This is a genomic window from Stutzerimonas xanthomarina DSM 18231, assembly GCF_900129835.1.
Taxonomy (GTDB): domain Bacteria; phylum Pseudomonadota; class Gammaproteobacteria; order Pseudomonadales; family Pseudomonadaceae; genus Stutzerimonas; species Stutzerimonas xanthomarina.
This window is the reverse complement of the sequence record NZ_FQXA01000001.1, coordinates 80,573-107,314: the sequence shown is the minus strand read 5'-3', so window position 1 is coordinate 107,314 and position 26,742 is coordinate 80,573. Positions and strand designations below refer to the sequence as shown.

Below are 26,742 nucleotides of genomic sequence, written 5' to 3'. Positions count from 1 at the left end.
TCGGGCGTGAGTCTGCGAGGCGTTTCCGTATGAGTCGTCTCTTGGCGTTCGTACTCGCCGCATTGCGCCGCAGTCTCTGGCTGGGTGCAATGGGTCTGATATTGCTCGCGCTCTATGTGAGCCTTGGTCGGCAACTGGTGCCGCTGGCGGCTGAATATCGCCTTGAGGTACAGGACGCGGCTCGCGACCTACTCAATATGCCGGTTACGCTTGGCCAACTGGAAGGCCGTTGGCAGGGTTTATCTCCGCAGCTGGTGGCACACAACGTGATGCTAGGTGCGGGCGACGGGGCGGTACGGCTGGATCGCTTGGCATTGGTCCCTGACGTTTCCGGCAGTCTTGTGACGCGACAGCTGAAGCTGGATAGCGTGGAGTTTGCCGGCCTTCACCTCGGGTTGGTGCAAACAGCTGACGGTAAATGGCAGGTGGACGGGCTGCCCGAGCGTGGCGATCAGCCACCGCCGGATCTGCAGAAACTGGTGGGCCAGTTGCAAAGCATCGGGCACCTTCGACTGCTGGACAGCCAGATCACCCTCGAGGCGCACAACGAACCGCCGCTGACCTTGACCTATGCCAACCTCGAAGTGCGAACCCTGGGGCAGCGTCTGACGCTGGATGGCCGTCTGCTGCTGCCCGACGGCCAACCTCTGAGCTTGCATGGCGAGGCGCGTGTGCAGCAGACCGACTGGGCGGCCAGTGAGGCTGAGCTGTACCTCAGCCTGCCGCAAAGTGATTGGGCTGTCTGGTTGCCGGCGAGTCTGACCCGCAGCTGGAATCTCGAACAACTCCAGGCGGGTGGGGAGGTGTGGCTCGACTGGCGCAATCGCGGCCTGTCCCGGGCGGTGGCGCGGCTGAATGCACCGGCGTTGCGGTTGGCTCGGCTGCCACATGATCCGGTGCAGATAGAGGATCTGGTGGTGAACACTTACCTTGATCGGGCGAACGATGGCTATCGGCTCCAGCTTGACGGGTTGGCCTTCACCTTCGAAGAAAAACGTTGGTTGGATACGACGCTGGTCGCCAAGCAGGGCATGGCTGATGGTAGCTGGCAGCTACTGGCTGACCGCATCGCTGTCGCCCCGGTGGCTGAACTGGTCCAGGCAATGATGCCGCTGCCCGAGCGAGCCCGCGAATATCTGAGGGGTCTTGCGCCCAGCGGAACGCTCCGCAATCTTCAGATCGACTACCGGCCAGCGGTGGCCGGCGACGAGCGTCTGGCATTCACTGCCAATCTCGATGCGATCAGTATCGCTGCGCATCAATGGGTTCCGGCGATACGCAATGTGAGCGGCGCGGTAAAAGGCAATCTGGGCGGTGGAGAGCTGCGTTTCGATAACCGTGATTTCAAGCTGCATCTGGCCAAGCTGTTTCCACGTCCCTGGGACTACCGGCGTGCCCGTGGGACCTTTCGTTGGACCCTTGATGATAAGGCGGTCACCCTTGCTGCTCCTTACTTGCAGGTGGAGGGCGACGAAGGCGATATCGCCGGCGATTTCTTGATACGTCTGATGCACGACCCCGCGGCCGAGGACTACATGGATCTGCGTGTTGGTCTCACGGACGGAGATGCGCGCTATACCGAGAAATACCTGCCGACACGTTCGCCGGCGCTAAGCCCGGCGTTGACCGAGTGGCTCAATACGGCGATTCGAAGCGGCACCGTTGAGCAGGGTTATTTCCAGTATCAGGGGGCGCTGGCCGGTGGAGCAGCCGCTACAGCGCGCAGCCTGAGCCTGTATTTCAAGGTGAAAGACGCCGAACTGGCGTTCCAGCCCGGTTGGCCGGTGTTGCGCGAAGGGCGCGGAGAAGTGCTCATCGAAAACAGCGGCGTGCGGGTTCGCCTTGCCGAGGCGCGCATGCTCGACAGTCGTGTCCACGACGCCACGGCTGAAGTCCTGCACAGCCACGACGGTCAGCCGCCAAAGCTGGATATCGACGGTCAGGTGGACGGCCACGTTCGGGATGCATTGACGCTGATGCAGGTGGCGCCAATCGGCACGAGTACGTTGTTCGCTGGCTGGCACGGCGATGGGCCGCTGACCGGCACACTCAGGCTGGGTATTCCACTGGCCAAAGGCGAACGACCTCAGGTTGATGCCGAGTTCTCCACCACCGCTGCTTCTCTATTTATTGCACAGGCGGATTTGCAGTTTGATGCGCTGGCGGGCGACTTCCGCTATGAAAGCGAGCGTGGATTCAGCGCAAAGGCGTTTAGCGGCCGTATTTTGGGCAGTGCAATCAAGGGCCGGGCGACCGCGACCGGCGCGCCGGATACGCCATCCACACGAATCGAGGCGGCAGGAACAGTAGGTGTGTCACCCCTGTTGGCATGGCGAAAGATCGAACAGACCGTCCCCGTTTCGGGGCAATTACCTGTCCGCTTGAGTCTCTTTCTGAGCAGCGCCGACAATCATCTGCAGGTTGATTCTTCGCTATTGGGAACCTCGCTGGCGTTGCCTGCACCCTTCGGTAAATCAGCTGGAGATCGGCGCGACACCACATTGAGAATGACGTTTGGCGGTGAGCGACAGCGCTATACGCTCCGATATGACGCGCTTGCAGCTCTCACCTTTGTTGCGCCAGGTGAAAACTGGCGCGAGGGGGGCGGCGAGCTGGTGCTCGGTGGCGCCGCAGCGAACCTGCGCACCGACCAAGGATTCTACGTGCGTGGCAGCGTGCCGCGGTTTGATCTGAGCGAGTGGCAGGCGTTGAGCGATCAATATGCGGGCGCGGCGACAAACCCAGGTAGCTCGATGTTACGACGAGCTCAGCTCGAGATAGGCGTTTTTTCCGGATTCGGTACACAAGTCGACAATCTCAGTGTCGATTTGCGGCGTCGTTCTGCGGGATGGCTGCTTGGCTTGCAGAGCGAGACCGTGGCGGGGAACGTCCGCTTGCCAGATGCCGAGGACAGGCCGATCGTGCTGGACCTCTTGCGTTTGCGCTTTCCCGCAGCCGAGCCAAAGGAAGGTGACGCGCCGCCGCAGGATCGCCTGGCTGGTGTCGATCCGAAGGACCTGCCTGCAGTGGATGTCTCGGTAGACGAATTGTTTCGAGGCGACGAGTTGTTGGGCTCGGGCACATTGAAGATGCGGCCCGGCGCCGACGGGGTCGCGTTTCAGGACCTCGATCTGAATCTCAAGGGGCTTGAGTTCAGAGGTGGCGGCGGTTGGGATGGCGCGCGCACCTGGTACAAGGGGCGCCTGGAGGGTGGCAATCTTGCTGATGTGCTGCTGGCATGGGGCTTCGCTCCTTCGACCACCAGCGAGGATTTCAGGCTGAATGTGGATGGCGGTTGGTCCGGCTCACCGGCATTCTTCGCCTTGAATCGGTTCTCCGGTCGGCTCGATGCAAGGTTGCGCAAGGGGCAGCTCAGAGAGGTGGACGGTGGCGCGCAGGCGCTGCGGGTCTTCGGTCTGCTGAATTTCGATTCGATTGGCCGGCGGCTACGGCTGGATTTTTCCGATCTGTTCAGCAAAGGCCTGAGCTACGACCAGATCAAGGCTGAAATGCGTGCGACAGAGGGCGTCTACGTAACGACTGAGCCGCTGACAGTTGTCGGGCCCTCCAGCAACCTAGAGCTGAACGGTCGGCTGGATCTGGTCGAGGATCGCATCGACGCCAAGCTGCTGGTGACACTACCGGTCAGCAACAATTTGCCTTTGGCTGCGCTGATTGTCGGTGCGCCGGCTGTCGGCGGAGCGTTATTCGTAGTCGATAAACTGCTCGGCGATAAGGTCGCTCGTTTTGCGACTGTCCAATACAACGTCGAGGGGCCGTGGAAGTCGCCAAAAATCACCTTCGACAAGCCCTTCGAAAAGCCTAACTGATCCCCGTTCTGATAAATGGGCACAGGCTGAAGTGAGAATCGAAAATGACCTTAGCGGTTATCCAGATGGCCAGCCAGGCCGACATCCAGACGAATCTCACCAAGGCCAGAAGGCTTCTGGAAAGGGCGGCTGAGGCGGGAGCGCAGCTTGCGGTGCTGCCGGAAAACTTCGCGGCCATGGGCCGCAGCGATCTCCCAGCGGTCGGGCGTGCCGAAGCCGAAGGCGTTGGGCCAATACTCCCGTGGTTGAAACAGGCTGCGACAGACCTCAGGTTATGGATAGTGGCCGGCACCTTGCCGTTGCCGGCCGATGGGCAGCCGCGTTCAAAGGTCAGGGCTTGCTCTTTGCTTTTCGATGATCAAGGGCAGCGGGTGGCGCGCTACGACAAGCTGCATCTATTCGACGCGCAGGTCAGCGATGCACGCGGTCGCTATCGGGAGTCGGATGATTACGCTGCGGGCGATCGCCTGGTGGTGGCCGATACGCCGGTCGGTCGGCTGGGCATGAGCGTCTGTTACGACCTGCGCTTTGCTGAGTTGTATACGGCCCTGCGTCTGGCCGGAGCCGAACTCATCAGCGTTCCCTCGGCGTTTACTGCCGTGACCGGTCAGGTGCATTGGGAGATGTTATTGCGCGCGCGGGCCATCGAGACGCAATGCTATATGCTGGCGGCAGCGCAGGGTGGCGAGCACCCAGGCGGGCGGTTGACCCACGGCCATTCGTCTATCCTGGATTACTGGGGGCGCGTGATGCGCGAGCAAGCAACCGGCGAGGCTGCATTGGTCGTTGAGCGAGACACGGCTGGTCAGGCCGAGACGCGCCAACGTATGCCGGTGCTGGATCATCGTCGTTTTACTGCGCCCTGTATCGTTTCGGGGACTTTGGAGTAGATATGAGTGAACTGTTGTTACCTGTCACCGAGCGTTTGCTGACGCCGGGCGGGCTGGGTCTCGATGATCTGCCTGCGTTGCTTGGCGAGTTGGCTGGCCCCGGCATCGACGCTGCCGATCTATATTTCCAAGATCAGGTGACCGAGTCCTGGGTGCTGGAAGACGGAATCGTCAAAGAAGGCGGTTTCCATCTCGAACAGGGTGTGGGTGTTCGCGCACTCTCCGGTGAGAAGACCGGTTTTGCTTACAGCAATGCGATCACTACCGAGGCGCTACGGCAAGCCGCTGAGGCGGCGCGTTCAATCGCCAGAAGCGGCCAGCAGGGGCGTGTCAAAGTGCTGTCAAAAGCCGCCTTTTCGCCACTGTACGGACAAGACAATCCGCTGGATGGGCTTGGTCGGGCAGAAAAAGTCGAGTTGCTCAAGCGTATCGATGTTGCCACACGGGCATTGGATCCGCGTATCAAGCAAGTCACCGTAAGCCTGGCGGGTGTCTGGGAGCACGTCCTGGTAGCCGGCCTGGATGGTGGTATGGCGGCGGACATACGGCCCCTGGTGCGCTTCAATGTCAGCGTCATTGTTGAACAGAACGGACGACGCGAGCGCGGCGGTCACGGTGGTGGCGGGCGCACTGGCTATGAGTATTTCCTCAGCGACGATCGGGCGATGGGCTATGCCCGCGAGGCCTTGCGTCAGGCGCTGGTGAATCTGGACGCCATCGCCGCACCCGCCGGTACCTTGCCGGTGGTATTGGCGCCGGGCTGGTCCGGTGTGTTGCTGCACGAGGCAGTCGGGCATGGATTGGAGGGCGACTTCAACCGCAAGGGCAGTTCGGCCTACAGCGGTCGGATGGGCCAGCAGGTCGCGTCCAAGCTGTGCACCATCGTCGATGACGGTACGCTGGCCAATCGTCGCGGCTCGCTGAGCGTCGATGACGAGGGTACGCCGACGCAGTGCACCACGCTGATCGAGAACGGGATACTCAAGGGCTATATTCAGGACAAGCTCAACGCGCGCTTGATGGGCGTTGCCCCCACCGGAAACGGGCGGCGCGAATCCTATGCGCATTTGCCCATGCCGCGGATGACCAATACCTACATGTTGGCGGGCGAAAGTGACCCGGAAGAAATCATCCGCTCGGTAAAAAAAGGCATTTACTGCGCGAGTCTTGGGGGCGGACAGGTGGATATCACCAGCGGCAAGTTCGTGTTCTCGACCAGCGAGGCGTATCTGATCGAGGATGGGAAAATTACCGCACCGGTTAAGGGCGCGACCCTGATCGGCAACGGGCCGGAAGTAATGAACAGGGTTTCAATGGTGGGTAACGATCTGGCCCTGGACAGCGGCGTCGGTACCTGCGGCAAAGACGGCCAGTCGGTACCGGTCGGCGTGGGTCAGCCGACCGTGAAGATTGATGGAATCACAGTCGGAGGAACCGGAAGCTAAAGACGCTTGCTGGACCTCATGAGACTTGCGGCTATTGGTTAGCGCAAGCCTCGTTGGGTTTCGTCTAGCTCGCGGATGTACTTGAAAATCTTGCGGCTGGCCGCTGGCGGTTTGTTTCGCGCTGCTTCGTGCTGGGCATGACGAATCAAGCTGCGCAGGTGCTGACGGTCGGTCTCGGGATATTCGATGACGAACGCTTCGAGGGTCTCGTCATTGCCAGCAATCAAGCGGTCGCGCCAGCGTTCGAGGGCGTGGAAGCGCTCGTTGTACTGGCGGGTTGAGGCATCGAGCTGGTCGACCAGGGCGAGGATGGCGTCGACATCCTGATCACGCATCAGCTTGCCGATGTATTGCAGGTGGCGTTTGCGGGCGATATGCGCGGTGTGTTTCGGCGCGTCGGCGAGCGCCTTGCGCAGTGCGTCGGTAAGCGGCAGACGGTCTAGCACATCAGGTTTGAGGGTAGAGAGGCGTTCACCCAGATCCTGGAGAGCATGCAGTTCGCGCTTGACCTGGGTTTTGCTTTTTTCCTCGAAACCGTCGAGATCGGAAATATCAGACATGGGGCTGGTCCAGTAGGTAATGCCGCCATGATAACAGCAGCCTGGCGACGGAGCTCAGCCGAGCACCGCGGGTTGCATCTTGATCGAATCAGTTGTTGGAGTACGTATGAGTGAAGTCGAGGGGATCGGTCCGCACGCGTTGCCAGGCTTGCGTGAACAGGTCGCGAAGATCTTGGAAGAGGCCAGCCGACAAGGGGCCAGTGCCTGTGAAGTCTCAGTCTCTATGGAGCAGGGCCTGTCCACTACGGTCCGTCAGCGGGAAGTCGAAACGGTCGAATTCAATCGCGACCAGGGCTTCGGTATCACACTTTATGTCGGCCAGCGCAAAGGTTCAGCGAGCACCACCGGCAGCGGCGACGAAGCGGTTCGCGAAACCGTAGCGGCCGCCCTGGCCATCGCCAAGCATGCGTCTGCCGACGAGTTTGCCGGGCTCGCCGATCCAGCACTGATGGCTAAGGATGTGCCGGACCTGGACCTCTATCATCCCTGGGGAATCTCCCCTGACGAAGCCATCGAGCTGGCGCTCAGTTGCGAGGCATCGGCCTTCGCTACGGACAAGCGCATTCTCAACGCTGACGGCACTAGCCTGAGCACGCACCAAGGTTGTCGTGGTTACGGCAACAGCAATGGCTTCATCGGGGCTTACTGCAGCTCTCGTCACAGCCTCAGCTGCGTGATGATCGCCGAGTCCGATGGACAGATGCAGCGCGATTATCACTATGACGTCTCCCGTGTCGCAGGCGACCTGGCCTCCTCCGAGTCGATTGGCCGGCGTGCCGCTGAACGTGCTGTTCGCCGCTTGGGCGCGCGTCCGGTGCCGACCTGCGATGTGCCGGTGCTGTTCTCTGCGGAACTCGCCACCGGGCTGTTCGGGCACTTTCTCGCAGCGATTTCCGGCGGTAATCTCTACCGCCAGTCTTCCTACCTCGAAGGCGCGCTGGGCGAGGTGCTGTTTCCTGAATGGCTCAATCTCGACGAGCGACCACATCTGCCTCGCGGACTGGCCAGCTCAGGGTATGACAGCGATGGTTTGGCGACTTATGCCAAGCCGTTCGTCGAGAATGGCAAACTGGTTTCCTATGTGCTGGGCACCTATTCGGGTCGCAAGCTGGGCATGCCCAGCACAGCTAACGCGGGTGGGGTGCATAACCTCTTTGTCACCCAGGGTGACGAGGATCAGGCCGCCCTGATTCGTCGCATGGGCCGCGGTTTGCTGGTGACCGAATTGATGGGGCAGGGCTTGAATCTGGTCACGGGCGACTATTCGCGCGGTGCGGGTGGCTTCTGGGTCGAGAACGGCGAAATACAGTTTCCGGTTCAGGAAGTCACCATTGCCGGCAACCTGCGAGACATGTTCCGCCAGATCGTTGCGGTGGGTAACGACGTCGAGCGGCGCAGCAGCATCCACACCGGCTCGGTGCTGATCGAGCGGATGAAGGTCGCGGGGAGCTGAGTGGAGTTGCTGCTGAAAGAAGGGTACTTGTTACGTAGCGGCGAGTTTCTGTGGGAGCGGCCCATGGCCGCGAATGAGGTTCGCCGCGGTGTTCGTGGCGGGTCCGCGGGCGTGGCCCGCTCCTACGGGTGTCGGGTTTCGTACAGCCTCCAGCCTTAGCGCAGCTTTACTCCCCCTCTTCGAAATAGTCTTCAATCAGGGCGATAAGCGCTTGGAGTGCTTCATGCTCCTGCTCGCCCTCGGTCCGTAGGTGCAAGCAGGTGCCTTTGCTGGCGGCGAGCATCATCACGGCCATGATGCTTTTACCGTCTATGACGCTGGACGGGCTGTGCCCCAACCGGATGTCGCAGGGGAACCGGTTGGCGACGCCAACAAACTTGGCGGCTGCGCGGGCATGCAGGCCGAGTTTGTTGATGATGGTGATTTCACACGAAGGCATCTGTCTTCCTAAGCCAGATCGCGATGGCGGACCTGGACGTTCTTCAAGGGTTCGCGCAGCGCTTGGCCCAGCCGCTCGGCCAGATACACCGAACGGTGATGCCCACCGGTGCAGCCAATGGCCACCGTGACATAGGCGCGGTTGCTGGCAGCGAAACGCGGCAGCCATTTGCTCAGGTAGCCCAGAATGTCCTGGAACATTTCCTCGACGTCCGCTTGGCCAGCGAGATAGTCGATCACGGGCTGGTCCAGCCCGGAAAAATCGCGCAGATCCGCCTTCCAATAAGGGTTGGGGAGGCAACGCACATCGAATACCAGGTCGGCATCTACCGGCATGCCGCGCTTGAAGCCGAAGGACTCGAAGAGAAAAGCCGTACCCGGTTCGGGCTTGTTCAACAGGCGCAGCTTCAGCGTGTCTCGCAGCTGATAGAGATTCAGGTGTGTGGTGTCGATCTTCAGGTCGGCATGATCGATGATGGGTGCCAGCAACAGCTCTTCGTCACTGATAGCTTCGGCCAGGGAGCGGTTCTGGTTTGTCAGCGGATGCCGCCGGCGGGTCTCGGAAAAGCGTTTCAGCAGTGTCTCGTCGGCGGCATCGAGGTAAAGCACATCGCATTGGATATAGCGTGCGCGTACATCCTCAAGCAGTTCGGGGAAGCGCTTCAGCTGACTTGGCAGATTGCGCGCGTCGATGGATACCGCGACTTGAGGCTGCAGCAGTTCGGTGTGCAATAGTGCCCTTTCCGCCAGTTCGGGTAGAAGCCCGGCGGGAAGGTTGTCGATGCAGTAGAAGCCATTGTCCTCAAGGACGTCCAGCGCAGTGCTCTTGCCTGATCCAGAGCGCCCACTGACGATGATCAGGCGCATCGGGCAGCGCCGTAGGGCCGGGGTCGACCACGAAGAGTTTGCTGTTCGTAGCCGCAGCGGAGCGTGTGCAGGCAGATAGGGGGCACGTCTCTTTCCTCACTCAGCGTCGGGCGATGGAAGGTTGTTCCACCCTATTGACCGTTCTGGATGTCGACCACGGCCTGGTACAGCGCCTGACCTGACGTGGCTCGGCGCAGCCGTTCACGGACTTCCTCCCGATCCAGCATGCTGGCAATCTGACGAAGCAGCTCCAGATGCTCATCGGTGGCTGCCTCTGGCACCAGCAATACGAACAAGAGGTCGACGGGGGCGCCGTCGATTGCGTCGAAATCCACCGGTGTATCGAGTCTCAGCACTGCGCTAAGCGGTGAGGTGCAGCCCGGCATTCGGCAATGTGGGATTGCAATACCGTTGCCGAAGCCCGTGGAGCCTAGTTTTTCGCGGGCGATGAAGCTTTCATAGATTGCTTGGCTGTCGATGTCAGGCAGGTCGCCGCCCAATACCTTGGCAATCTGTTCCAGGACACGCTTCTTGCTGCCACCCGGAACGCCAACCAGGGCGCGTCCGGGGGTCAGAATATTTTCAATTCGGATCATGATGGGTCAGCGAGCCAGGACGCCCTGATGGTGGTCGAGCTGCTTTTCTTTATGTTTGATCAGTTGTCGGTCGAGTTTGTCGGCAAGCAAGTCGATGGCAGCGTACATATCCTCGTGCTCGGCGTTGGCAACCACCTCGCGCCCCGCTACATGCAGCGTGGCCTCGGCTTTTTGTCTGAGTTTTTCGACTTGAAGGATGACTTGCACAGCAATGATGCGGTCAAAGTGGCGCTCCAACCGCTCGAATTTCTCCTCGACGTAGTCACGCAGGGCTTCAGTGATTTCCAGGTGAAGGCCAGTGATGTTGACTTGCATACTGCATCTCCTATTGCCACGTGCGAATTGACGGGCTGACACCCGTCGCCGGAACAAATCCACCAGGTCGTCTGGCGTTACATCAACCGCTTACGCTCGCTCGATGGTGCGATTCCGAGTGACTCGCGGTACTTGGCTACGGTGCGGCGCGCGACTTGAATCCCTTGTGCCTCCAGTAAACCAGCGATCCTGCTGTCGCTCAATGGCTTTTTCTGGTTTTCCGCAGCCACCAGTTTCTTGATGATTGCGCGAATGGCGGTGGACGAACACTCGCCGCCTTCAGCAGTGCTCACGTGGCTCGAGAAGAAGTATTTGAGTTCGTAGATGCCCCGAGGCGTGTGCATGAACTTTTGCGTGGTGACCCGTGAAATGGTCGACTCGTGCATCCCCACCGCCTCGGCGATGTCGTGCAACACCAGTGGTTTCATGGCTTCGTCACCATGCTCGAAGAAACCGCGTTGGTGTTCGACGATCTGGGTAGCCACTTTCATCAGCGTTTCGTTGCGGCTGAGCAGACTTTTGATGAACCAGCGGGCTTCTTGAAGCTGGTTGCGCATGAAGGTGTTGTCGGCGCTGGAGTCAGCACGTTTGACGAACCCGGCGTACTGAGCGTTCACCCGTAGGCGCGGCATCGCTTCCTGATTTAGTTCGACCAACCAGCGACCTTTGTCTTTGCGTACGATTACGTCAGGAACGACGTATTCCGGCTCGCCGGCTTCGATCTGCGAGCCTGGCCTGGGATTGAGCGATTGAATCAGGTCGATGATCTGGCGCAGCTCGTCTTCTTTGAGCTTCATACGGCGCATCAGCAGGCTGTAGTCGCGCCCGCCGAGAATATCCAGGTGATCGCTGACCAGTCGCATCGCTTCGCTCAACCACTCGGTGCGTTCGGGCAGTTGGCGAAGCTGCAGCAGCAGACATTCGCGCAGGTCTCGCGCGCCGATGCCTGCGGGCTCGAATTGCTGGATACGGTGCAGCACCACCTCGATCTCATCGAGTTCGATTTCAAGTTCCGGGTCAAACGATTCGAGGACTTCCTCGAGTGTTTCGTCGAGATATCCCTGAGGATTGATGCAATCGATCAGGGTGGTTGCGATGAGCCGGTCGGTGTCACTCATCGGTGCGAGATTGAGCTGCCAGAGCAAATGGCTTTGCAGGCTTTCTCCGGACGATGTGCGGCTGGTGAAATCCCAGTCATCATCGTCGCTGCTGGGCAGACTGCTGGCGCTGGTCTGGTAGATGTCTTCCCAGGCGGTGTCTACTGGAAGCTCATTGGGGATGCGGTCGCCCCAATCGCCGTCCTCGAGGTTCTCCACCGTGTTGATGGGCTCCTCGTAATGATTGTCCGGCTCGTTGTGCTCGGGCGAGTCGTTGGACGGGCTGTCGGTTTTCTTATCGACCGACTCGGCCATCGGATCGGAGTTGTCGAAATCGTCTCCGTCTTCTTCACGCTCGAGCATGGGGTTGGAGTCCAGCGCTTCCTGAATCTCCTGCTGGAGATCCAGCGTGGATAGCTGGAGCAATCGTATGGCTTGTTGCAGCTGCGGTGTCATCGTCAGCTGCTGGCCCATCTTCAAGACTAGCGATGGTTTCATGGCAGAGGACTTCGAACCTTGTTTGCCGGCGCAACCGCGCCTGTTCCGATTTCGCTGGCGCCGCGCGCCAATGTAAGCAAATTATATGCCTGCCAACGAAGCCTTTGCCTAGTCCTGTAGGATCGTCGGCGCAGAATAACCGCTATCAAAGCCGGAATTCGTGTCCCAGGTAAACTTCCTTGACCAGTTGGTTGGCCAGGATGGTCTCTGCATCGCCTTCGGCAATCAACTGGCCGTCATTCACGATATAGGCGGTCTCGCAGATATCCAGGGTTTCGCGGACATTGTGATCGGTGATGAGGACGCCGATGCCCTTGGCCTTGAGGTGATGAATGATCTGCTTGATGTCACCAACCGAAATCGGATCGACGCCGGCAAAGGGTTCATCAAGGAGGATAAATTTGGGTGCGGTAGCCAGGGCTCGGGCGATTTCAACGCGGCGCCGCTCACCACCTGAAAGACTCATGCCCAGGCTGTCGCGGATGTGGTGGATGTGGAATTCCTGCAGCAGACTTTCCAGAGCCTGTTGGCGACCGCTGCGATCTAGGTCCTTGCGCGTCTCCAGGATGGCCATGATGTTGTCGGCGACCGAAAGCTTGCGGAAGATCGAAGCCTCCTGCGGCAGGTAGCCGATGCCAGCACGGGCGCGGCCGTGCATGGGCAGGTGTGTCACATCCTGATCGTCGATCAGCACCCGACCCTGATCGGCCTTTACCAATCCGACAATCATGTAGAAGCACGTGGTTTTGCCAGCACCGTTAGGCCCCAGCAACCCGACGATCTGTCCGCTTTCGATGGACAGGCTGACATCACGTACGACCTGACGGCTCTTGTAGCTCTTCGCTAAGTGCTGGGCCTTAAGAATCGCCATTACTCGGGCTGCTCCGTTGCCGGCTCTTTCTTGCGCGGCTGGATGACCATGTCCACGCGCGGGCGTGGTGTGGTGACATCGGTATTGGTGGCGCGCCCGGCATTGACGATCTGCCGCTGGGTGTCATAGACGATCTTCTCGCCTTCGAATGTATTACCTTCCTGGACGACCTTGGCCTGGTCGATCAGTACGATGCGTTCGTTCGCGGCAAAGTACTGAATCGTCAAACCATAAGCTTTGACGATCTCCTTGTCGGCAGCAGGCTTCTGTTCGTAGTACGCAGGCTTGCCGATGGAGGTGAACACCTCGACATCACCGTTCTCGTTCTGGGTGATGGTCACCGTGTCGCCAGTAATCTTCATCGTGCCCTGAGTGATGACCACATCGCCGCGATACACGGCTACGCCCTGCCGGTCGTCCAGTTCGGCGGTGTCGGCCTGGACCCGGATAGGCTGGTTGCGATCCTCAGGAAGTGCGTGGGCATTCGCGCCAAGCAGAAATATGCCTAAACCGATCAGAAGGGGGAGGGTCTTAACGCAGCTCATGCTGGCCTCTTACGTTGGATAGCAGGAGCATCCTGCCTTCGTCTAGATACGCTTTCATGCCCGTAGCGGTCGTTACGCCGTTTGCGGCGACGATTCTAACGGGTTGGCGGGTCTCGGCATAATCCTTCTCCGGAAGGACGGTCATCCGGCTGGTCGTGATGATGGTCGGACGCCCCTTGGCGTCGTTACGTTCGATCCTGACGTTGTCGATCAACTCGACTTCCTGGCCTTGCGGCCCGACCTCGCCGCGCTCGCTGGTGACATGCCACGGCAGCTCGGAACCGCGAAAGGAACGCAGATCCGGGCGGGTCATCAAGCTGACATCGCTGGCCTTGATATGCTCCACCTTTTCCGCGGTCAGCTCATAGTTACGCTTGCCATCCGGCTGGTATTGCACGGTGCGGGAATTGGTAACGTAGAAGTCAACAGGCGACTCATGGCCCTGGGTTGCCGGCGCCTGTTGCATGAAGCTCTCGGGGCGAATGTTCCAGTAGCCGATCGCGACAAGAAGCAGGGCGATCAGCAGCAGAATGGCGGGGAAACGGAGTCTGCTAAGCATGGGTGCCTCTAGAGGTAAGCGGCCTGAGCGGCGTCGAGACTGCCCTGGGCACGCATGATCAGTTCGCAGAACTCTCGCGCCGCGCCGTCGCCACCACGGGCGGCTGTAACGCCGTGGGCATGCTGGCGAACGAACGCGTCGGCACTGGCGACCGCCATGCCCAGGCCAACCCGGCGCATTACCGGGAGGTCAGGCAGGTCATCACCCAGGTAGGCGACTTCAGCGTAGTCGAGACCGAGTTCGCCGAGCAGCTCGTCGAGCACCACAAGCTTGTCCTCACGGCCCTGATAGAGATGTTGAATGCCCAGGTTTTGCGCCCGGCGCTCGACGACCGGCGTCTTGCGGCCGCTGATGATTGCGGTGCGTACGCCGGAGTTGATCAGCATCTTGATGCCGTGGCCATCCAGCGTATTGAACGTCTTGAATTCGCTGCCGTCGATGAGGAAGTACAGCTTGCCGTCCGTGAGCACACCGTCGACATCGAATATGGCCAGGCGAATGTCGCGGGCACGCCTTAACAGGTCGTTCATTTACATCACTCCTGCGCGCAACAGATCGTGCATGTTCAGCGCGCCGACGGGTCGATCGTTTTCGTCAACCACCACCAGCGCGTTGATCTTGTTGTCTTCCATGATTTTCAATGCTTCGGCGGCAAGCATATCGGCATGCGCGGTCTTGCCGTGAAGCGTCATCACCTGATCGATGCTGGCCTGACGAACATCGATGCCCTTGTCCAGCGTGCGGCGTAGGTCGCCGTCGGTGAAGATCCCTGCCAGTCGGCCATCTGCTTCAACTACCGCTGTCATGCCGAGGCCTTTCTGCGTCATTTCCAGCAAGGCGTCGCGCAGTGATGTGCCGCGGCTGATCAGCGGCAGGCGATCACCGGCGTGCATCACGTGTTCGACCTTGAGCAGCAAGCGTCGGCCCAGTGCGCCACCCGGATGCGAGAAAGCGAAGTCTTCGGCGGTGAAACCGCGCGCTTCCAGCAGGGCAATCGCCAGCGCGTCACCCAGGACCAGGCTGACGGTGGTCGATGAAGTCGGTGCAAGGTTCAGAGGGCAGGCTTCAATGGCGACGCTCGCATCGATATTGACCGCTGCTGCCTTGGCCAGCACCGACTCCGGATTGCCCGTCATGCTGATCAGGGTGATGCCAAGGCGCTTGATCAGTGGCAGCAGCGTCACAATCTCGTTGGTCGTGCCCGAGTTAGACAGGGCCAGTACCACGTCGTCACGGGTGATCATGCCCATGTCGCCATGACTGGCTTCGGCCGGATGGACGAAGAATGCCGTGGTGCCAGTGCTGGCCAGCGTGGCGGCGATCTTGTTGCCGATGTGGCCGGACTTACCCATACCTACGACAACCACTCGGCCACTGCACTGAAGGATGAGCTCGCAGGCCTTTACAAAATGTTCATCGATGCGGGTGCTGAGCTGCTCCACCGCCTCAATTTCCATGCGGATGGTGCGCTGGGCAGTCTCAATCAGCTGGCTGCTCTGGCTCATGTCTGTGTGATCGCCTGGATGAAAACGCGCGATTATAGCGGTAAACCGGGCGCTGCCCACTGAAAAGCGTCGCACTGATCGCTGCGCCTGAGCCGAACCCAGGCCGAACAAAACGTGCGCTCGCTCATGCATCGATACAGAGACCGGCTTGGGACGGCCATGGTGCAGTGCTATAGTTCGCGCCGCCAAAAACAGCTGCGAAGTATCTCCGAAAGCACGGAGGGCGTCTGATTCGCACGCTGTATCCGAGGAGAGCCAATGAGCGCCGCCAACGCTAACGCCGTCGAGCTGAAGGGTGTCACCTTCAAGCGCGGTGAGCGGAGCATTTTCAACAACGTCGACATTGTCATTCCCCGCGGCAAGGTGACGGCCATCATGGGCCCTTCCGGCTGCGGCAAGACTACCTTGCTGCGCCTGATTGCCGCCCAACTCAAGCCGACCCAGGGTGAAGTCTGGGTGGCCGGGACCAATTTGCCGACGCTGTCGCGTCGCGAATTGTTCGACATGCGCAAGCAGATGGGGGTGCTGTTCCAGAGCGGCGCGTTGTTTACGGACCTGGATGTGTTCGAGAACGTCGCCTTCCCGCTGCGTGTCCACACCAAGCTGCCCGAAGAGATGATCCGCGACATCGTACTGATGAAGCTACAAGCGGTTGGCCTGCGTGGTGCTGTCGAGCTGATGCCAGAAGAACTGTCGGGCGGGATGAAGCGGCGCGTGGCGTTAGCGCGTGCAATTGCGCTGGATCCACAGATTCTGATGTACGACGAACCTTTCGCTGGGCAGGATCCGATTGCCATGGGCGTTCTGGTGCAGCTGATTCGATTGCTTACCGACGCGCTGGGGATCACCAGCATCGTCGTCTCCCACGATCTGGCCGAAACGGCGAGCATCGCCGACTACATCTATGTGGTCGGAGACGCCCAGGTACTGGGGCAGGGGACCCCAGCAGAGCTTCACGAGTCGACCAATCCGCGGATTCGGCAGTTCATGAAGGGGGCCGCGGACGGTCCGGTGCCTTTCCACTTCCCGGCGCCGGCGTACGCCGATGATCTGTTGCGAGGCTCCGATGCGTAAGCGTTCCTTGATCGAACGGATCCGTCTGGTTGGTGAGGCTGGACTGAACGTGGTCGCAGCGCTGGGGCGCGCGACGCTGTTTCTTTTTCACGCCTTGTTCGGTCCCAGCGGTCTGGATAATCGATTTTCGCTGTTGGTGCGGCAGCTTTATTCGGTTGGTGTGCTCTCGCTTGCGATTGTTGTGGTCTCTGGCGTGTTCATCGGCATGGTGCTGGCCCTGCAGGGCTATAGCATTCTCAGCAGCTATGGCTCTGAACAGGCCGTTGGGCAGATGGTAGCGCTTACGCTGTTGCGCGAACTGGGGCCGGTGGTCACGGCACTGTTGTTCGCCGGTCGCGCGGGATCTGCGTTGGCAGCCGAAATCGGCAATATGAAGTCCACCGAGCAGCTTTCCAGTCTGGAGATGATCGGCGTCGATCCGTTGAAGTACATCGTCGCACCGCGGCTATGGGCCGGCTTTATCTCTCTGCCATTGCTGACAGTCATTTTCAATGTCGTCGGCATCTGGGGAGGTGCAATGGTTGCCGTGGACTGGCTTGGCGTATATGAAGGCTCGTTCTGGGCCAACATGCAGAACAGTGTTGTCTTTGCCACTGACGTGCTCAACGGCGTCGTCAAAAGTGTGGTGTTTGCCGTCGTGGTGACCTGGATCGCGGTATTTCAAGGCTATGACTGCGAGCCGACGTCCGAAGGTATCAGTCGCGCCACCACCCGAACCGTTGTCTATGCCTCGCTGGCTGTGCTCGGCCTCGACTTTATTCTGACCGCCTTGATGTTTGGAGATTTTTGATGCGAATCCGCACCCTGGAAATAGGTGTTGGTCTGTTCCTGCTGGCGGGCGTTCTGGCCTTGCTGTTGCTGTCGCTGCGGGTCAGCGGCCTGAACGTCGACAGTACCGACACCTACAAGCTATATGCCTATTTCGACAATATTGCCGGTTTGAGTGTCCGATCCAAGGTCACCATGGCAGGCGTGACCATCGGCAAGGTAACGGCGATCGATCTGGATCGCGAAAGCTATACGGGACGTGTCACGCTGGAAGTCCAGAAAGACGTCGACATCCTGCCGACCGACTCCACGGCTTCGATCCTGACGGCTGGATTGCTCGGCGAGAAATACGTCGGCATCAGTGTCGGTGGTGAAGAGGAAACCTTGGGTGAAGGCGACACGATCCGCGACACCCAGTCGTCTTTAGTACTGGAAGAGCTGATCGGCAAGTTTCTACTCAATTCGGTCAATAAAGAGTGAGGTGTAACCCCATGATGACTGCCCTGCGTCGCGGCTTGCTGGTTTTGCTGGCGTCTTTTCCCTTGCTGGTTCAGGCGGCGCCTAGCGCCCATGAGGTGATCCAGCAGACCACCGACGAACTGCTTGCCGATCTCAAGACGAACAAGGAACAGTACCAGCAGGATCCGAGCGCCTTCTACGAGTCGCTCGATCGCATTCTAGGGCCGGTGGTGGATGCCGAAGGCATTTCGCGGAGCATCATGACGGTGAAGTACTCGCGCAATGCCAAGCCAGCGCAGATGACGCGCTTCCAGGAAAACTTCAAGCGCAGTCTGATGCAGTTCTATGGCAATGCGCTGCTGGAATACAACAATCAGCAGATCAAAGTGCTGCCTGCGAGCGGCAAGCAGGACCCCCAGCGCACCAGTGTCGGCATGGAAGTGACCGGCCGCCAAGGCGAGATCTACCCGGTCTCCTACACCATGGTCAACCATGATGGGAATTGGATGGTCCGCAACGTAATCATCAACGGCATCAACATCGGGAAGCTGTTCCGTGATCAGTTTGCCGACGCCATGCAGAAAAATAACGGCGACCTGGACAAGACCATCGATGGATGGGCCGAAGTGGTGGCTCGAGCCAAGGACACCGAGGCGGGCCAGCAGGCGGCCGGCGATGAGTGACGGACGGATCGAGGGGAGCGCTGGCGGTGAGCTTCGCCTGGCTGGCGTGCTTGACTACCAGTCCGGCCCGGCTCTGCGACGGCAAGGCCAGGCGCTGATTCGTCAGGCCAAGGGCACGCGTATCTCAGCTGATTGCAGCGAGGTTGAGCGATCCAGCAGTGTCGGCTTGTCATTGCTGCTGGCCTTCACCCGCGATGCGCAGAAACAGGGCGATGAGCTCGTCGTCACCGGTCTGCCCGAAGACATGCGGGAGCTCGCGCGGGTGTCCGGCTTGCTGGATGTATTGTCGCTGGCGAGCGAAACAGAGGGAGCTGTCTGATGCTGCTGCGCTGGGCGGAATCGACGCGGGCCAAGGTGCACTCGGCCGCTGAGTCGTTGGGTAATCTTCTGGTCGAGACCTTTCACTACCTGTCGCTGTTCGCGATTGGAGCTGTGACCGCCTGGGCCGGGCTGGTCGCATTTCTGGGCATGGTGGAAAAGGGCAGCATCAGCGTTGATGACATCTTGCTGCTGTTTATCTATCTAGAACTCGGTGCGATGGTCGGTATTTATTTCAAGACCAACCACATGCCGGTGCGGTTCTTGATCTATGTGGCGATCACCGCATTGACCCGGCTGCTGATCTCCGACGTGTCGCACCACCATCGTCCGGATATGGGTGTCGTCTATATTTCCGGAGCGATCCTGCTGCTGGCGGTGGCTATTCTGGTGGTGCGCTTCGCGTCATCCCGTTTCCCCGCGGTGGCGCCAACCAGTCGACATCCGCAGCGGCGTGACGCCGATGCAGAAACACTCGACTGAGTGGGGCTTCGTCAGCCCGCGTGGCTTCGGGGTTCGCAGTCTCCGGGCTTTTTTGTATGATGGCCGGCCGTGCGCGTCCGGCGCCGATCGAGGTTGAACATGCAGGCCGTAGAAGTTAAGAATTTCCTGGAAGAAAAACTTTCAGGCGCTCAGGTGGAAGTCGAAGGCGAGGGCTGCAACTTCCAGTTGAATGTGATCAGTGACGAATTGGCAGGCCTGAGCCCGGTCAAGCGTCAACAGCAGATTTATGCACATCTGAATCCGTGGATTGCCGACGGCAGCATCCACGCCGTGACGATGAAATTCTTCAGTCGTGCCGACTGGCTTGCGCGCAGCTGATCGCCGGTCATTACAGGCATCTCTCCGTCCGCGCGCGATTGCTGATATCGCGCACGGCTCTTCTTCGCCAGCGCTTCGAGCCTGCGGGTTACGGGAACATTCATGGATAAATTGATCATTACCGGCGGTGCGCGCCTCAATGGCGAGATTCGCATCTCCGGCGCGAAGAACTCGGCTCTTCCTATTCTGGCCGCTACCTTGCTGGCGGATACGCCAGTGACCGTTTGCAATCTGCCGCACCTGCATGACATCACCACCATGATCGAGCTGTTCGGTCGCATGGGCGTGCAACCGGTTATCGACGAGAAACTCAGCGTTGAAGTCGATGCCAGCAGCATCCAGACGCTGGTCGCGCCGTACGAGCTGGTCAAGACCATGCGTGCTTCGATCCTCGTTCTTGGGCCAATGGTGGCTCGGTTCGGTGAAGCCGAAGTCGCCCTGCCTGGCGGTTGTGCCATTGGCTCGCGTCCTGTGGATCTGCACATCCGCGGTCTGGAGGCGATGGGCGCACAGATCGATGTCGAGGGCGGCTACATCAAAGCCAAGGCGCCAGCCGGTGGCTTGCGCGGTGCACATTTCTTCTTCGACATCGTCAGCGTAACCGGTACCGAGAACATCATGATGGCCGCGGCACTGGCCAACGGCCGTTCGGTGCTGGAAAACGCCGCGCGCGAGCCGGAGGTGGTCGACCTGGCCAACTTCCTAAACGCCATGGGTGCACAGATCTCCGGCGCCGGCACCGATACCATCACCATCGACGGCGTGAAGCGTCTGGGTGGCGGCCGGTACAGCGTGATGCCCGACCGCATCGAGACGGGCACCTATCTGGTGGCCGCTGCTGCCACCGGCGGCCGTGTAAAGCTCAAGGACACCGATGCAACTTTGCTCGAAGCGGTGTTGCACAAGCTCGAAGAGGCAGGTGCCCACATCGATACCGGCAGCAACTGGATCGAGCTGGACATGAAGGGCAATCGGCCAAAAGCGGTGAATATCCGCACAGCGCCTTATCCTGCGTTTCCGACCGACATGCAGGCGCAGTTCATTGCCATGAATGCGGTCGCTGAAGGCACCGGGACAGTGATCGAGACGGTGTTCGAGAACCGCTTCATGCACGTCTACGAAATGAATCGCATGGGTTCGCAAATTCTTGTCGAAGGCAACACCGCTATCGTGACCGGTGTACCCAAGCTCAAAGGTGCGCCGGTCATGGCGACCGATCTGCGCGCGTCGGCGAGCCTGGTTATCGCCGGCCTGGTGGCAGAGGGCGATACCTTGATCGACCGCATTTACCACATCGACCGTGGTTACGAGTGCATCGAGGAAAAGCTGCAATTGCTGGGCGCCAAGATTCGCCGCGTACCAGGCTAGCAGCCGGAATAAGCCGCCGGCTCGCTGCTGGCGGCCCGGGCCGAGACCTTCACCTGCCCGGGTCGATGTCAAGGTCGCCATCAACAGGCTTCAAGGAATACACCGTTCATGCTCACCATCGCCCTGTCCAAAGGTCGCATCCTCGACGATACCCTGCCGTTGCTTGCGGCGGCCGGTATCGTTCCCACCGAGAACCCGGAAAAAAGCCGCAAGCTGATCATTCCGACTACGCAGGATGATGTGCGTCTGCTGATCGTGCGGGCCACGGACGTGCCGACCTATGTCGAGCACGGCGCAGCGGATCTCGGCGTCGCGGGCAAGGACGTGCTGATGGAATACGGCGGCCAAGGGCTGTATGAACCGCTGGATCTGCGAATTGCCAACTGCAAGCTGATGACAGCCGGAAAGGTCGGTGCGACAGAACCCAAGGGGCGTCTGCAGGTTGCGACCAAGTTCGTCAACGTCGCCAAGCGTTACTACGCCGAGCAAGGTCGACAGGTCGACATCATCAAGCTTTACGGCTCGATGGAGCTTGCGCCGCTGGTGGGATTGGCAGACAAGATTATCGACGTGGTCGACACCGGTAATACCCTGCGCGCCAATGGCCTGGAACCTCAGGAGCTGATCGCCATGATCAGCTCGCGCCTGGTGGTCAACAAGGCGTCGATGAAGATGCAGCATGCGCGCATTCAGGCCTTGATCGATGCGCTGCAGAGCGCCATTGCACATCACGATTGATCATCGCTGCCGGCCGTTGTACGGCCGGCCAAGTCTATCCGCGTCATAACCTAAATATTCAGGTGCCCGCGCGGTCGGCTTGTTAGTCTAGGGCGCCTGACCATCGCTGTACTCATCCCTTCATGAGGCCCGTTATGACCGCTCCCATCGACATCCGCCGACTCAATGCTGCTGATCCGGATTTTGCGCGACACCTGGATCATCTGCTGAGCTGGGAAAGCGTGTCTGATGATGGCGTCAATCAGCGTGTGTTGGAGATCATCAGGGCGGTACGCGAGCGTGGCGATGACGCGTTGGTGGAGCTGACCCAGCGCTTCGACGGCCTTGAAGTCGCCTCCATGGCTGACTTGATTCTGCCGCGCGAGCGGCTTGAACTGGCGCTGACGCGGATCAGCCCGGCTCAGCGTCAGGCGTTGGAAGCGGCCGCTGAGCGTGTTCGCATCTACCATGAAAAACAAAAGCAGGTCTCCTGGACCTACACCGAAGCTGACGGCACCGTGCTTGGGCAGAAGGTGACGCCGCTTGATCGTGCGGGGCTTTACGTGCCGGGTGGCAAGGCGTCGTATCCGTCTTCTGTCTTGATGAACGCCATTCCGGCAAAGGTTGCCGGGGTGCCGGAAGTCGTGATGGTGGTGCCCACGCCTCGCGGTGAAATCAACGAACTGGTCTTGGCGGCGGCGTGCATCGCTGGTGTCGACCGGGTATTCACCATCGGTGGCGCTCAGGCCGTCGCGGCGCTGGCCTACGGCACCGAAAGCGTTCCGCCAGTCGACAAGATCGTCGGGCCTGGCAACATCTATGTCGCGACGGCCAAGCGTCACGTATTCGGCAAGGTCGGCATCGATATGATCGCGGGCCCCTCTGAGATTCTGGTGGTGTGCGACGGCCAGACCGATCCCGACTGGATCGCCATGGATCTGTTTTCCCAGGCCGAGCACGATGAGGATGCGCAGTCGATCCTGGTCAGCCCGGATGTAGCCTTTCTTGATCGTGTTGCCGAAAGCATTTCCCGTTTGCTGCCCAGCCTTGAGCGTAGCGAGATCGCTCGCGCCTCGCTGCAGGGGCGCGGGGCATTGATTCAGGTTGCCGACATGCAGCAGGCGATCGATGTCGCTAATCGCATTGCGCCGGAGCACCTCGAGCTGTCGGTAGCTGATCCCGATGCGTGGCTGCCGCAGATTCGCCACGCGGGGGCGATTTTCATGGGGCGCTACACAGCCGAGGCGTTGGGCGACTATTGCGCTGGGCCGAATCACGTCCTGCCTACCTCGGGTACCGCACGCTTCTCGTCACCCTTGGGCGTGTACGATTTCCAGAAGCGCTCGTCGATCATCAACTGTTCGGCTGAAGGCGCATCTGAGTTGGGCAAGGTCGCTTCGGTCCTTGCACGCGGCGAGTCGCTTACCGCGCACGCGCGCAGTGCCGAATATCGGATAAAGCGGTAGAGACGAACAAAGCGCTGCGGGCTTGAAGACAGGACGTGTAGGAGTGAGTTTGCTCGCGAACCGCCTTCAGAAGCTTCGCCAGCAAGCTGGCTATACGGTTGGGTGGCGCAGCCAAGGCTGGTTCCTGCTCGCGTGCTCTTTCGTTCAGCCTCCAGCGTCTAGCGATCAAATCATTCGAATCAAGGAAAAAGGCCGATGAGCAAATTCTGGAGCCCCTTCGTCAAGGCGCTGGTTCCCTATGTGCCGGGTGAGCAGCCAAAGCTGACCAATCTGGTCAAGCTCAACACCAATGAGAACCCCTACGGCCCGTCACCCAAGGCGCTTGCAGCGATGCAGGCCGAGCTGAATGACAACCTGCGGTTGTATCCCGATCCGAATGGCGAGCGCCTCAAGCGCGCTGTTGCTGATTACTATCACGTTCGCCCTGAGCAGGTCTTCGTCGGTAATGGCTCCGACGAGGTGCTTGCCCACGTTTTCCACGGGCTGTTCCAGCATGGCAAGCCGCTGCTGTTCCCCGATGTGACATACAGCTTCTACCCGGTCTATTGCGGCCTGTATGGCATTGACTACGAGACCATCGCGCTGGACGACCGTTTTCAGATCGAGGTAGCCGATTACGTCCGGCCCAACGGGGGCATCATTTTCCCCAATCCCAACGCGCCGACGGGTTGCCTGCTGGCGCTTGAGGCGATTGAGCAGCTGCTGCAGGCAAACCCCGATTCGGTGGTTGTGGTCGACGAGGCCTACATCGACTTTGGCGGTGAGTCAGCAATCGCGCTAGTGGACCGCTACCCGAACCTGCTGGCCACCCAGACACTCTCCAAATCGCGCTCTCTGGCAGGGCTGCGCGTTGGTCTGGCAGTCGGGCATCCGGATCTGATCGAGGCGCTGGAACGCATCAAGAACAGCTTCAACTCGTATCCGTTGGACCGTATCGCCATTGCTGGCGCTGCGGCTGCATTTGAGGACCGCGCTTATTTCGAGCACACCTGCCAGCAGGTGATCGCCAGTCGAGAGGCCGTGACGGTTGCGATGCAGGCGTTAGGCTTTGAAGTGCTGCCCTCGGCGGCAAACTTCATCTTCGCGCGGCATCCACAACGCGACGCAGCTGCGCTGGCGGCGGGGCTGCGCGAGCACGGCGTTATCGTGCGGCACTTCAAGCTGGGGCGAATCGAGCAGTTTCTGCGGATCAGTATCGGCGCACCGGAGCAAAATCAGGCGTTGCTCGATGCGTTGAAACGCATTGTCTGATTGGGTTCGCTACGAGCCGGCGGCCGTCTCTGGTCGCTGGTAATAGCAGCACACGCGGATCGTATCGCGGGTACCCGAATACCCTTGCTTGGCACAGGCCGGGCAGCGTATTTCGCTTCTCTGGTGGTCGCTCCGCTTAGCTGAATCTCCGCTCGGTTTGTGCCTCACGGCGCGCGCGGAGCAGCAGCCCGCTCTAGCTTCGACAACCCGACTATTGAGGCGTTTTCTCGACCAATGGCCGCATGCCCACTTCGGCTGTCAGCGTCAGCGGCTTGCCGTTACGCAGAATATCGATATCAATCTTGTCCCCAGGCCGCACGCGGGCCACCTGGTTCATTGAACTGCGACCGTCGCTGGCTTGCGCACCATCGATGCTGAGGATAAGGTCGCCCGGCAGCAGGCCGGCGCGTTCAGCCGGTCCATCCCGGTAGACGCCGGCAACGACGATCCCGGGTCGGCCGGCCTGACCGAAGGATTCCGCCAGCTCCGGTGTGAGCGATTGCACCTCCACGCCGAGCCAGCCGCGAATGACCTGACCGTGCTCGATGATGGATTTCATCACGTCCATGGCGAGCTTCACTGGGATGGCGAAGCCGATGCCTTGCGATCCGCCGGACTCGGAAATGATCGCAGTGTTGATGCCAATCAGTTGGCCGGCGGTGTCCACCAGTGCACCACCCGAGTTGCCGCGGTTGATCGCCGCGTCCGTCTGGATGAAATCCTCGTAGGTATTAAGACCGAGCTGGTTGCGGCCGGTCGCGCTGATGATGCCCATCGTCACGGTTTGCCCAACGCCGAACGGGTTACCGATTGCCAGCGTCACGTCCCCGATACGGATGCCATCCGAGTGGCCAATGGTGATCGCAGGCAGATTTTCCAGGTCGATCTTGAGCACCGCAAGATCGGTTTCCGGATCACTGCCGATCACACGGGCAAGGGTCTCCCGACCATCGCGCAGGGCCACGACGATCTGCTCGGCATTCGCCGTGACGTGGTTGTTGGTTAGCAGGTAGCCCTCCGGGCTCATGATCACTGCCGACCCCAGGCTCGATTCCATGCGACGTTGGCGCGGCAGGTTGTCCCCGTAGAAACGCCGGAACAGCGGATCGTCCTTGAGCATCGGCGGCTGGCTGGCGCTATCGATCACCTTGGTGGTGTAGAGGTTGGCCACTGCCGGTGCAGCGCTGCTCACCGCATTGGCGTAGGAGTAGGGGCCTTGCTGCGGTATGCCGATCAGCGGTGCTTGCTGCAGGCTGTATTCCGGCTCGGCGCCAAGCCCAACCAGATGTGGGTAGCGCTGAATGATCAGCAGGGCCACCAGCAGGCCTACCAGCAACGGCCAGCCAAAAAAACGCAGGGCATTGATCATCGCGATGGGAAGTCCGGACAGGTTGCGGAAGGCGAGAGCGCCTCTTAAGGTGGCGGCATTATACGAAGCTGGCCGTGAAATGCAGCCTTGCCAGCGGCAAAACTGCAACGCGACCTCTGGAATGCTTAATCCGCAACCTTTCTGCTGTTTGTCCCGTCTGTTATTCGCCGATGAACCGCTTTCGACTCACTGATCTCATAGGAGACTGCTTGCATGGCTGTGGCGCTCACCACCCTGGTCGATGAAGCTGACCGCTTCCTGAATGCCGCGAAGATTCCTGACTATTGTCCTAACGGCCTGCAGGTAGAAGGACGCCCCCAGGTGCGGCGCATCGTCAGTGGCGTGACCGCCAGCCAGGCACTGCTTGATGCCGCGGTCGAGGCGCAAGCCGATGTGGTGCTGGTGCACCATGGCTATTTCTGGAAGAACGAAGACCCACGTCTGGTGGGTATGAAGCAACGCCGGCTTAAAACGCTGCTCAGCAACGACATCAGCTTGCTCGCCTACCATCTGCCGCTCGATGTCCATCCGGAGGTCGGCAACAACGTGCAGCTGGCTCGCCTGCTTGGGTTGACTGTCGAGGGTTCGCTGGAGCCGGATAACCCTCGTTCGGTCGGGCTTGTCGGTTCCCTTGAAACGCCGCTCGCGCCTGCCGAGTTTATGCAGCGCGTTCAAATCGCGCTCGGGCGTGAGCCGGTGATGGTCGAAGGCCCAGGCCTGATCAGGCGGGTTGCCTGGTGCACCGGTGGCGCACAGGGCTATATCGATCAAGCGGTAACCGCAGGCGTTGATGCCTATCTGACGGGAGAGATTTCGGAGCCCACCGCGCATATCGCGCGCGAAAATGAGCTGAGCTTTTTTGCCGCCGGCCATCACGCCACTGAGCGTTACGGCGTGCAGGCGCTGGGTGAATATCTGGCGAAGCGGTTTGCCATCGAACATCTGTTCATCGATTGCCCGAACCCCGCGTAACGAGGC

Annotated in this window: 28 protein-coding genes; 16 read left to right on the top strand and 12 right to left on the bottom strand. The window is 60.1% G+C overall.

From position 1 onward, the window contains the following. Positions 1 to 29: 29 nt before the first annotated feature. From BUE09_RS00535 to tldD, 3 genes are read left to right on the top strand one after another with little or no spacing between them, the layout of a single operon-like run. The gene (locus tag BUE09_RS00535) at positions 30 to 3,830 is read left to right on the top strand and encodes a YhdP family protein (protein ID WP_073298783.1); all 3,801 of its coding nucleotides are present in this window, start codon (positions 30 to 32) and stop codon (positions 3,828 to 3,830) included. 44 nt (positions 3,831 to 3,874) lie between these two features. Beyond that, positions 3,875 to 4,720 (top strand): carbon-nitrogen hydrolase family protein, encoded by an 846-nt coding sequence (locus tag BUE09_RS00530; protein WP_073298782.1) that lies wholly within the window; start codon positions 3,875 to 3,877, stop codon positions 4,718 to 4,720. Between the two features lie 2 nt (positions 4,721 to 4,722). Then, positions 4,723 to 6,165 (top strand): metalloprotease TldD, encoded by a 1,443-nt coding sequence (gene tldD, locus BUE09_RS00525; RefSeq protein ID WP_073298781.1) that lies wholly within the window; start codon positions 4,723 to 4,725, stop codon positions 6,163 to 6,165. 38 nt (positions 6,166 to 6,203) lie between these two features. On the opposite strand, the gene yjgA is transcribed toward tldD, so the two are convergent. Beyond that, the gene (yjgA, locus tag BUE09_RS00520) at positions 6,204 to 6,725 is read right to left on the bottom strand and encodes a ribosome biogenesis factor YjgA (RefSeq protein WP_019342608.1); all 522 of its coding nucleotides are present in this window, start codon (positions 6,723 to 6,725) and stop codon (positions 6,204 to 6,206) included. A 106-nt stretch (positions 6,726 to 6,831) separates the two neighbouring features. Here yjgA and pmbA point away from each other — a divergent pair, with 106 nt between their 5' ends. Continuing rightward, positions 6,832 to 8,178, top strand: coding sequence for a metalloprotease PmbA (gene pmbA / locus BUE09_RS00515; protein ID WP_073298780.1), 1,347 nt, complete (start codon positions 6,832 to 6,834; stop codon positions 8,176 to 8,178). Between the two features lie 166 nt (positions 8,179 to 8,344). Here pmbA and BUE09_RS00510 read toward each other — a convergent pair whose 3' ends face one another. From BUE09_RS00510 to BUE09_RS00465, 10 genes are all read right to left on the bottom strand, one after another. Then, positions 8,345 to 8,617: an HPr family phosphocarrier protein gene (locus BUE09_RS00510; RefSeq protein WP_073298779.1), complete on the bottom strand. Its 273-nt coding sequence runs from the start codon at positions 8,615 to 8,617 to the stop codon at positions 8,345 to 8,347. An 8-nt stretch (positions 8,618 to 8,625) separates the two neighbouring features. Then, positions 8,626 to 9,483, bottom strand: coding sequence for an RNase adapter RapZ (gene rapZ / locus BUE09_RS00505; RefSeq protein ID WP_073298778.1), 858 nt, complete (start codon positions 9,481 to 9,483; stop codon positions 8,626 to 8,628). Between the two features lie 131 nt (positions 9,484 to 9,614). Then, positions 9,615 to 10,079, bottom strand: coding sequence for a PTS IIA-like nitrogen regulatory protein PtsN (gene ptsN, locus BUE09_RS00500; protein WP_073298777.1), 465 nt, complete (start codon positions 10,077 to 10,079; stop codon positions 9,615 to 9,617). Positions 10,080 to 10,085: 6 nt separating this feature from the next. Continuing rightward, positions 10,086 to 10,394: a ribosome hibernation-promoting factor, HPF/YfiA family gene (gene hpf / locus BUE09_RS00495; RefSeq protein WP_019342613.1), complete on the bottom strand. Its 309-nt coding sequence runs from the start codon at positions 10,392 to 10,394 to the stop codon at positions 10,086 to 10,088. 77 nt (positions 10,395 to 10,471) lie between these two features. Then, positions 10,472 to 11,989, bottom strand: coding sequence for an RNA polymerase factor sigma-54 (locus BUE09_RS00490; protein ID WP_073298776.1), 1,518 nt, complete (start codon positions 11,987 to 11,989; stop codon positions 10,472 to 10,474). A gap of 145 nt (positions 11,990 to 12,134) precedes the next feature. Beyond that, on the bottom strand, positions 12,135 to 12,860 hold the full coding sequence (gene lptB, locus BUE09_RS00485; RefSeq protein WP_073298775.1) for an LPS export ABC transporter ATP-binding protein: 726 nt from the start codon (positions 12,858 to 12,860) through the stop codon (positions 12,135 to 12,137). Beyond that, the gene (lptA, locus tag BUE09_RS00480) at positions 12,860 to 13,405 is read right to left on the bottom strand and encodes a lipopolysaccharide transport periplasmic protein LptA (protein ID WP_073298774.1); all 546 of its coding nucleotides are present in this window, start codon (positions 13,403 to 13,405) and stop codon (positions 12,860 to 12,862) included. The genes lptB and lptA overlap by 1 nt, the downstream gene beginning before the upstream one ends. Then, a complete protein-coding gene (lptC, locus tag BUE09_RS00475; protein WP_073298773.1) occupies positions 13,392 to 13,964 on the bottom strand; it encodes an LPS export ABC transporter periplasmic protein LptC in 573 nt (190 codons plus the stop codon). The genes lptA and lptC overlap by 14 nt, the downstream gene beginning before the upstream one ends. 8 nt (positions 13,965 to 13,972) lie before the next feature. Further along, positions 13,973 to 14,494 (bottom strand): KdsC family phosphatase, encoded by a 522-nt coding sequence (locus BUE09_RS00470; protein WP_073298772.1) that lies wholly within the window; start codon positions 14,492 to 14,494, stop codon positions 13,973 to 13,975. After that, positions 14,495 to 15,469: a KpsF/GutQ family sugar-phosphate isomerase gene (locus BUE09_RS00465; protein WP_073298771.1), complete on the bottom strand. Its 975-nt coding sequence runs from the start codon at positions 15,467 to 15,469 to the stop codon at positions 14,495 to 14,497. Positions 15,470 to 15,727: 258 nt separating this feature from the next. Between BUE09_RS00465 and BUE09_RS00460 the strand changes: the two genes are divergently transcribed. The 11 genes from BUE09_RS00460 (at position 15,728) to hisC (ending at position 24,395) form a co-directional block, all read left to right on the top strand. After that, positions 15,728 to 16,543 carry an ATP-binding cassette domain-containing protein gene (locus BUE09_RS00460; RefSeq protein ID WP_073298770.1) on the top strand — a complete coding sequence of 272 codons (816 nt, stop codon included), beginning with the start codon at positions 15,728 to 15,730 and terminating at the stop codon, positions 16,541 to 16,543. Next, positions 16,536 to 17,333 (top strand): lipid asymmetry maintenance ABC transporter permease subunit MlaE, encoded by a 798-nt coding sequence (mlaE, locus tag BUE09_RS00455; protein ID WP_073298769.1) that lies wholly within the window; start codon positions 16,536 to 16,538, stop codon positions 17,331 to 17,333. Before BUE09_RS00460 ends, mlaE begins: the two co-directional genes overlap by 8 nt. Then, positions 17,333 to 17,791 carry an outer membrane lipid asymmetry maintenance protein MlaD gene (gene mlaD, locus BUE09_RS00450; RefSeq protein WP_073298768.1) on the top strand — a complete coding sequence of 153 codons (459 nt, stop codon included), beginning with the start codon at positions 17,333 to 17,335 and terminating at the stop codon, positions 17,789 to 17,791. The genes mlaE and mlaD overlap by 1 nt, the downstream gene beginning before the upstream one ends. A gap of 11 nt (positions 17,792 to 17,802) precedes the next feature. Continuing rightward, a complete protein-coding gene (locus tag BUE09_RS00445) occupies positions 17,803 to 18,453 on the top strand; it encodes an MlaC/ttg2D family ABC transporter substrate-binding protein (protein WP_073298767.1) in 651 nt (216 codons plus the stop codon). After that, positions 18,446 to 18,772 (top strand): STAS domain-containing protein, encoded by a 327-nt coding sequence (locus BUE09_RS00440; protein ID WP_073298766.1) that lies wholly within the window; start codon positions 18,446 to 18,448, stop codon positions 18,770 to 18,772. The genes BUE09_RS00445 and BUE09_RS00440 overlap by 8 nt, the downstream gene beginning before the upstream one ends. Beyond that, positions 18,772 to 19,254, top strand: a complete 483-nt coding sequence (locus BUE09_RS00435; RefSeq protein WP_073298765.1) for a phosphate-starvation-inducible protein PsiE — start codon at positions 18,772 to 18,774, stop codon at positions 19,252 to 19,254. Before BUE09_RS00440 ends, BUE09_RS00435 begins: the two co-directional genes overlap by 1 nt. Positions 19,255 to 19,353: 99 nt before the next feature. Continuing rightward, positions 19,354 to 19,593 carry a BolA family protein gene (locus tag BUE09_RS00430; protein ID WP_073298764.1) on the top strand — a complete coding sequence of 80 codons (240 nt, stop codon included), beginning with the start codon at positions 19,354 to 19,356 and terminating at the stop codon, positions 19,591 to 19,593. Between the two features lie 102 nt (positions 19,594 to 19,695). Beyond that, the gene (gene murA / locus BUE09_RS00425; protein WP_073298763.1) at positions 19,696 to 20,961 is read left to right on the top strand and encodes a UDP-N-acetylglucosamine 1-carboxyvinyltransferase; all 1,266 of its coding nucleotides are present in this window, start codon (positions 19,696 to 19,698) and stop codon (positions 20,959 to 20,961) included. Positions 20,962 to 21,069: 108 nt separating this feature from the next. Further along, positions 21,070 to 21,699, top strand: a complete 630-nt coding sequence (gene hisG / locus BUE09_RS00420) for an ATP phosphoribosyltransferase (RefSeq protein WP_073298762.1) — start codon at positions 21,070 to 21,072, stop codon at positions 21,697 to 21,699. A gap of 134 nt (positions 21,700 to 21,833) precedes the next feature. Next, positions 21,834 to 23,144, top strand: a complete 1,311-nt coding sequence (gene hisD / locus BUE09_RS00415) for a histidinol dehydrogenase (protein ID WP_073298761.1) — start codon at positions 21,834 to 21,836, stop codon at positions 23,142 to 23,144. Positions 23,145 to 23,339: 195 nt separating this feature from the next. After that, a complete protein-coding gene (gene hisC / locus BUE09_RS00410; RefSeq protein WP_073298760.1) occupies positions 23,340 to 24,395 on the top strand; it encodes a histidinol-phosphate transaminase in 1,056 nt (351 codons plus the stop codon). A 211-nt stretch (positions 24,396 to 24,606) separates the two neighbouring features. Here the strand turns inward: hisC and algW are convergent, their stop codons facing one another. Continuing rightward, on the bottom strand, positions 24,607 to 25,764 hold the full coding sequence (gene algW, locus BUE09_RS00405; RefSeq protein ID WP_073298759.1) for a Do family serine endopeptidase AlgW: 1,158 nt from the start codon (positions 25,762 to 25,764) through the stop codon (positions 24,607 to 24,609). Between the two features lie 213 nt (positions 25,765 to 25,977). Between algW and BUE09_RS00400 the strand changes: the two genes are divergently transcribed. Next, entirely contained in the window at positions 25,978 to 26,736 is a 759-nt protein-coding gene (locus BUE09_RS00400; RefSeq protein ID WP_073298758.1) for a Nif3-like dinuclear metal center hexameric protein, read from the top strand. Positions 26,737 to 26,742 lie beyond the last annotated feature (6 nt).

Bases quoted from the DNA above. Each gene is read 5' to 3' on its own strand.
- tldD (WP_073298781.1), top strand. From the start codon at position 4,723: ATGAGTGAACTGTTGTTACCTGTCACCGAGCGTTTGCTGACGCCGGGC.
- BUE09_RS00445 (WP_073298767.1), top strand. From the start codon at position 17,803: ATGATGACTGCCCTGCGTCGCGGCTTGCTGGTTTTGCTGGCGTCTTTT.
- BUE09_RS00535 (WP_073298783.1), top strand. From the start codon at position 30: ATGAGTCGTCTCTTGGCGTTCGTACTCGCCGCATTGCGCCGCAGTCTC.
- BUE09_RS00530 (WP_073298782.1), top strand. From the start codon at position 3,875: ATGACCTTAGCGGTTATCCAGATGGCCAGCCAGGCCGACATCCAGACG.
- yjgA (WP_019342608.1), bottom strand. From the start codon at position 6,725: ATGTCTGATATTTCCGATCTCGACGGTTTCGAGGAAAAAAGCAAAACC.
- BUE09_RS00460 (WP_073298770.1), top strand. From the start codon at position 15,728: ATGAGCGCCGCCAACGCTAACGCCGTCGAGCTGAAGGGTGTCACCTTC.
- BUE09_RS00430 (WP_073298764.1), top strand. From the start codon at position 19,354: ATGCAGGCCGTAGAAGTTAAGAATTTCCTGGAAGAAAAACTTTCAGGC.
- lptB (WP_073298775.1), bottom strand. From the start codon at position 12,860: ATGGCGATTCTTAAGGCCCAGCACTTAGCGAAGAGCTACAAGAGCCGT.
- algW (WP_073298759.1), bottom strand. From the start codon at position 25,764: ATGATCAATGCCCTGCGTTTTTTTGGCTGGCCGTTGCTGGTAGGCCTG.
- hisD (WP_073298761.1), top strand. From the start codon at position 21,834: ATGACCGCTCCCATCGACATCCGCCGACTCAATGCTGCTGATCCGGAT.
- BUE09_RS00510 (WP_073298779.1), bottom strand. From the start codon at position 8,617: ATGCCTTCGTGTGAAATCACCATCATCAACAAACTCGGCCTGCATGCC.
- BUE09_RS00465 (WP_073298771.1), bottom strand. From the start codon at position 15,469: ATGAGCCAGAGCAGCCAGCTGATTGAGACTGCCCAGCGCACCATCCGC.
- murA (WP_073298763.1), top strand. From the start codon at position 19,696: ATGGATAAATTGATCATTACCGGCGGTGCGCGCCTCAATGGCGAGATT.
- lptA (WP_073298774.1), bottom strand. From the start codon at position 13,405: ATGAGCTGCGTTAAGACCCTCCCCCTTCTGATCGGTTTAGGCATATTT.
- hisC (WP_073298760.1), top strand. From the start codon at position 23,340: ATGAGCAAATTCTGGAGCCCCTTCGTCAAGGCGCTGGTTCCCTATGTG.
- hisG (WP_073298762.1), top strand. From the start codon at position 21,070: ATGCTCACCATCGCCCTGTCCAAAGGTCGCATCCTCGACGATACCCTG.
- BUE09_RS00400 (WP_073298758.1), top strand. From the start codon at position 25,978: ATGGCTGTGGCGCTCACCACCCTGGTCGATGAAGCTGACCGCTTCCTG.
- pmbA (WP_073298780.1), top strand. From the start codon at position 6,832: ATGAGTGAAGTCGAGGGGATCGGTCCGCACGCGTTGCCAGGCTTGCGT.
- hpf (WP_019342613.1), bottom strand. From the start codon at position 10,394: ATGCAAGTCAACATCACTGGCCTTCACCTGGAAATCACTGAAGCCCTG.
- rapZ (WP_073298778.1), bottom strand. From the start codon at position 9,483: ATGCGCCTGATCATCGTCAGTGGGCGCTCTGGATCAGGCAAGAGCACT.
- ptsN (WP_073298777.1), bottom strand. From the start codon at position 10,079: ATGATCCGAATTGAAAATATTCTGACCCCCGGACGCGCCCTGGTTGGC.
- BUE09_RS00440 (WP_073298766.1), top strand. From the start codon at position 18,446: ATGAGTGACGGACGGATCGAGGGGAGCGCTGGCGGTGAGCTTCGCCTG.
- lptC (WP_073298773.1), bottom strand. From the start codon at position 13,964: ATGCTTAGCAGACTCCGTTTCCCCGCCATTCTGCTGCTGATCGCCCTG.
- BUE09_RS00490 (WP_073298776.1), bottom strand. From the start codon at position 11,989: ATGAAACCATCGCTAGTCTTGAAGATGGGCCAGCAGCTGACGATGACA.
- mlaE (WP_073298769.1), top strand. From the start codon at position 16,536: ATGCGTAAGCGTTCCTTGATCGAACGGATCCGTCTGGTTGGTGAGGCT.
- mlaD (WP_073298768.1), top strand. From the start codon at position 17,333: ATGCGAATCCGCACCCTGGAAATAGGTGTTGGTCTGTTCCTGCTGGCG.
- BUE09_RS00470 (WP_073298772.1), bottom strand. From the start codon at position 14,494: ATGAACGACCTGTTAAGGCGTGCCCGCGACATTCGCCTGGCCATATTC.
- BUE09_RS00435 (WP_073298765.1), top strand. From the start codon at position 18,772: ATGCTGCTGCGCTGGGCGGAATCGACGCGGGCCAAGGTGCACTCGGCC.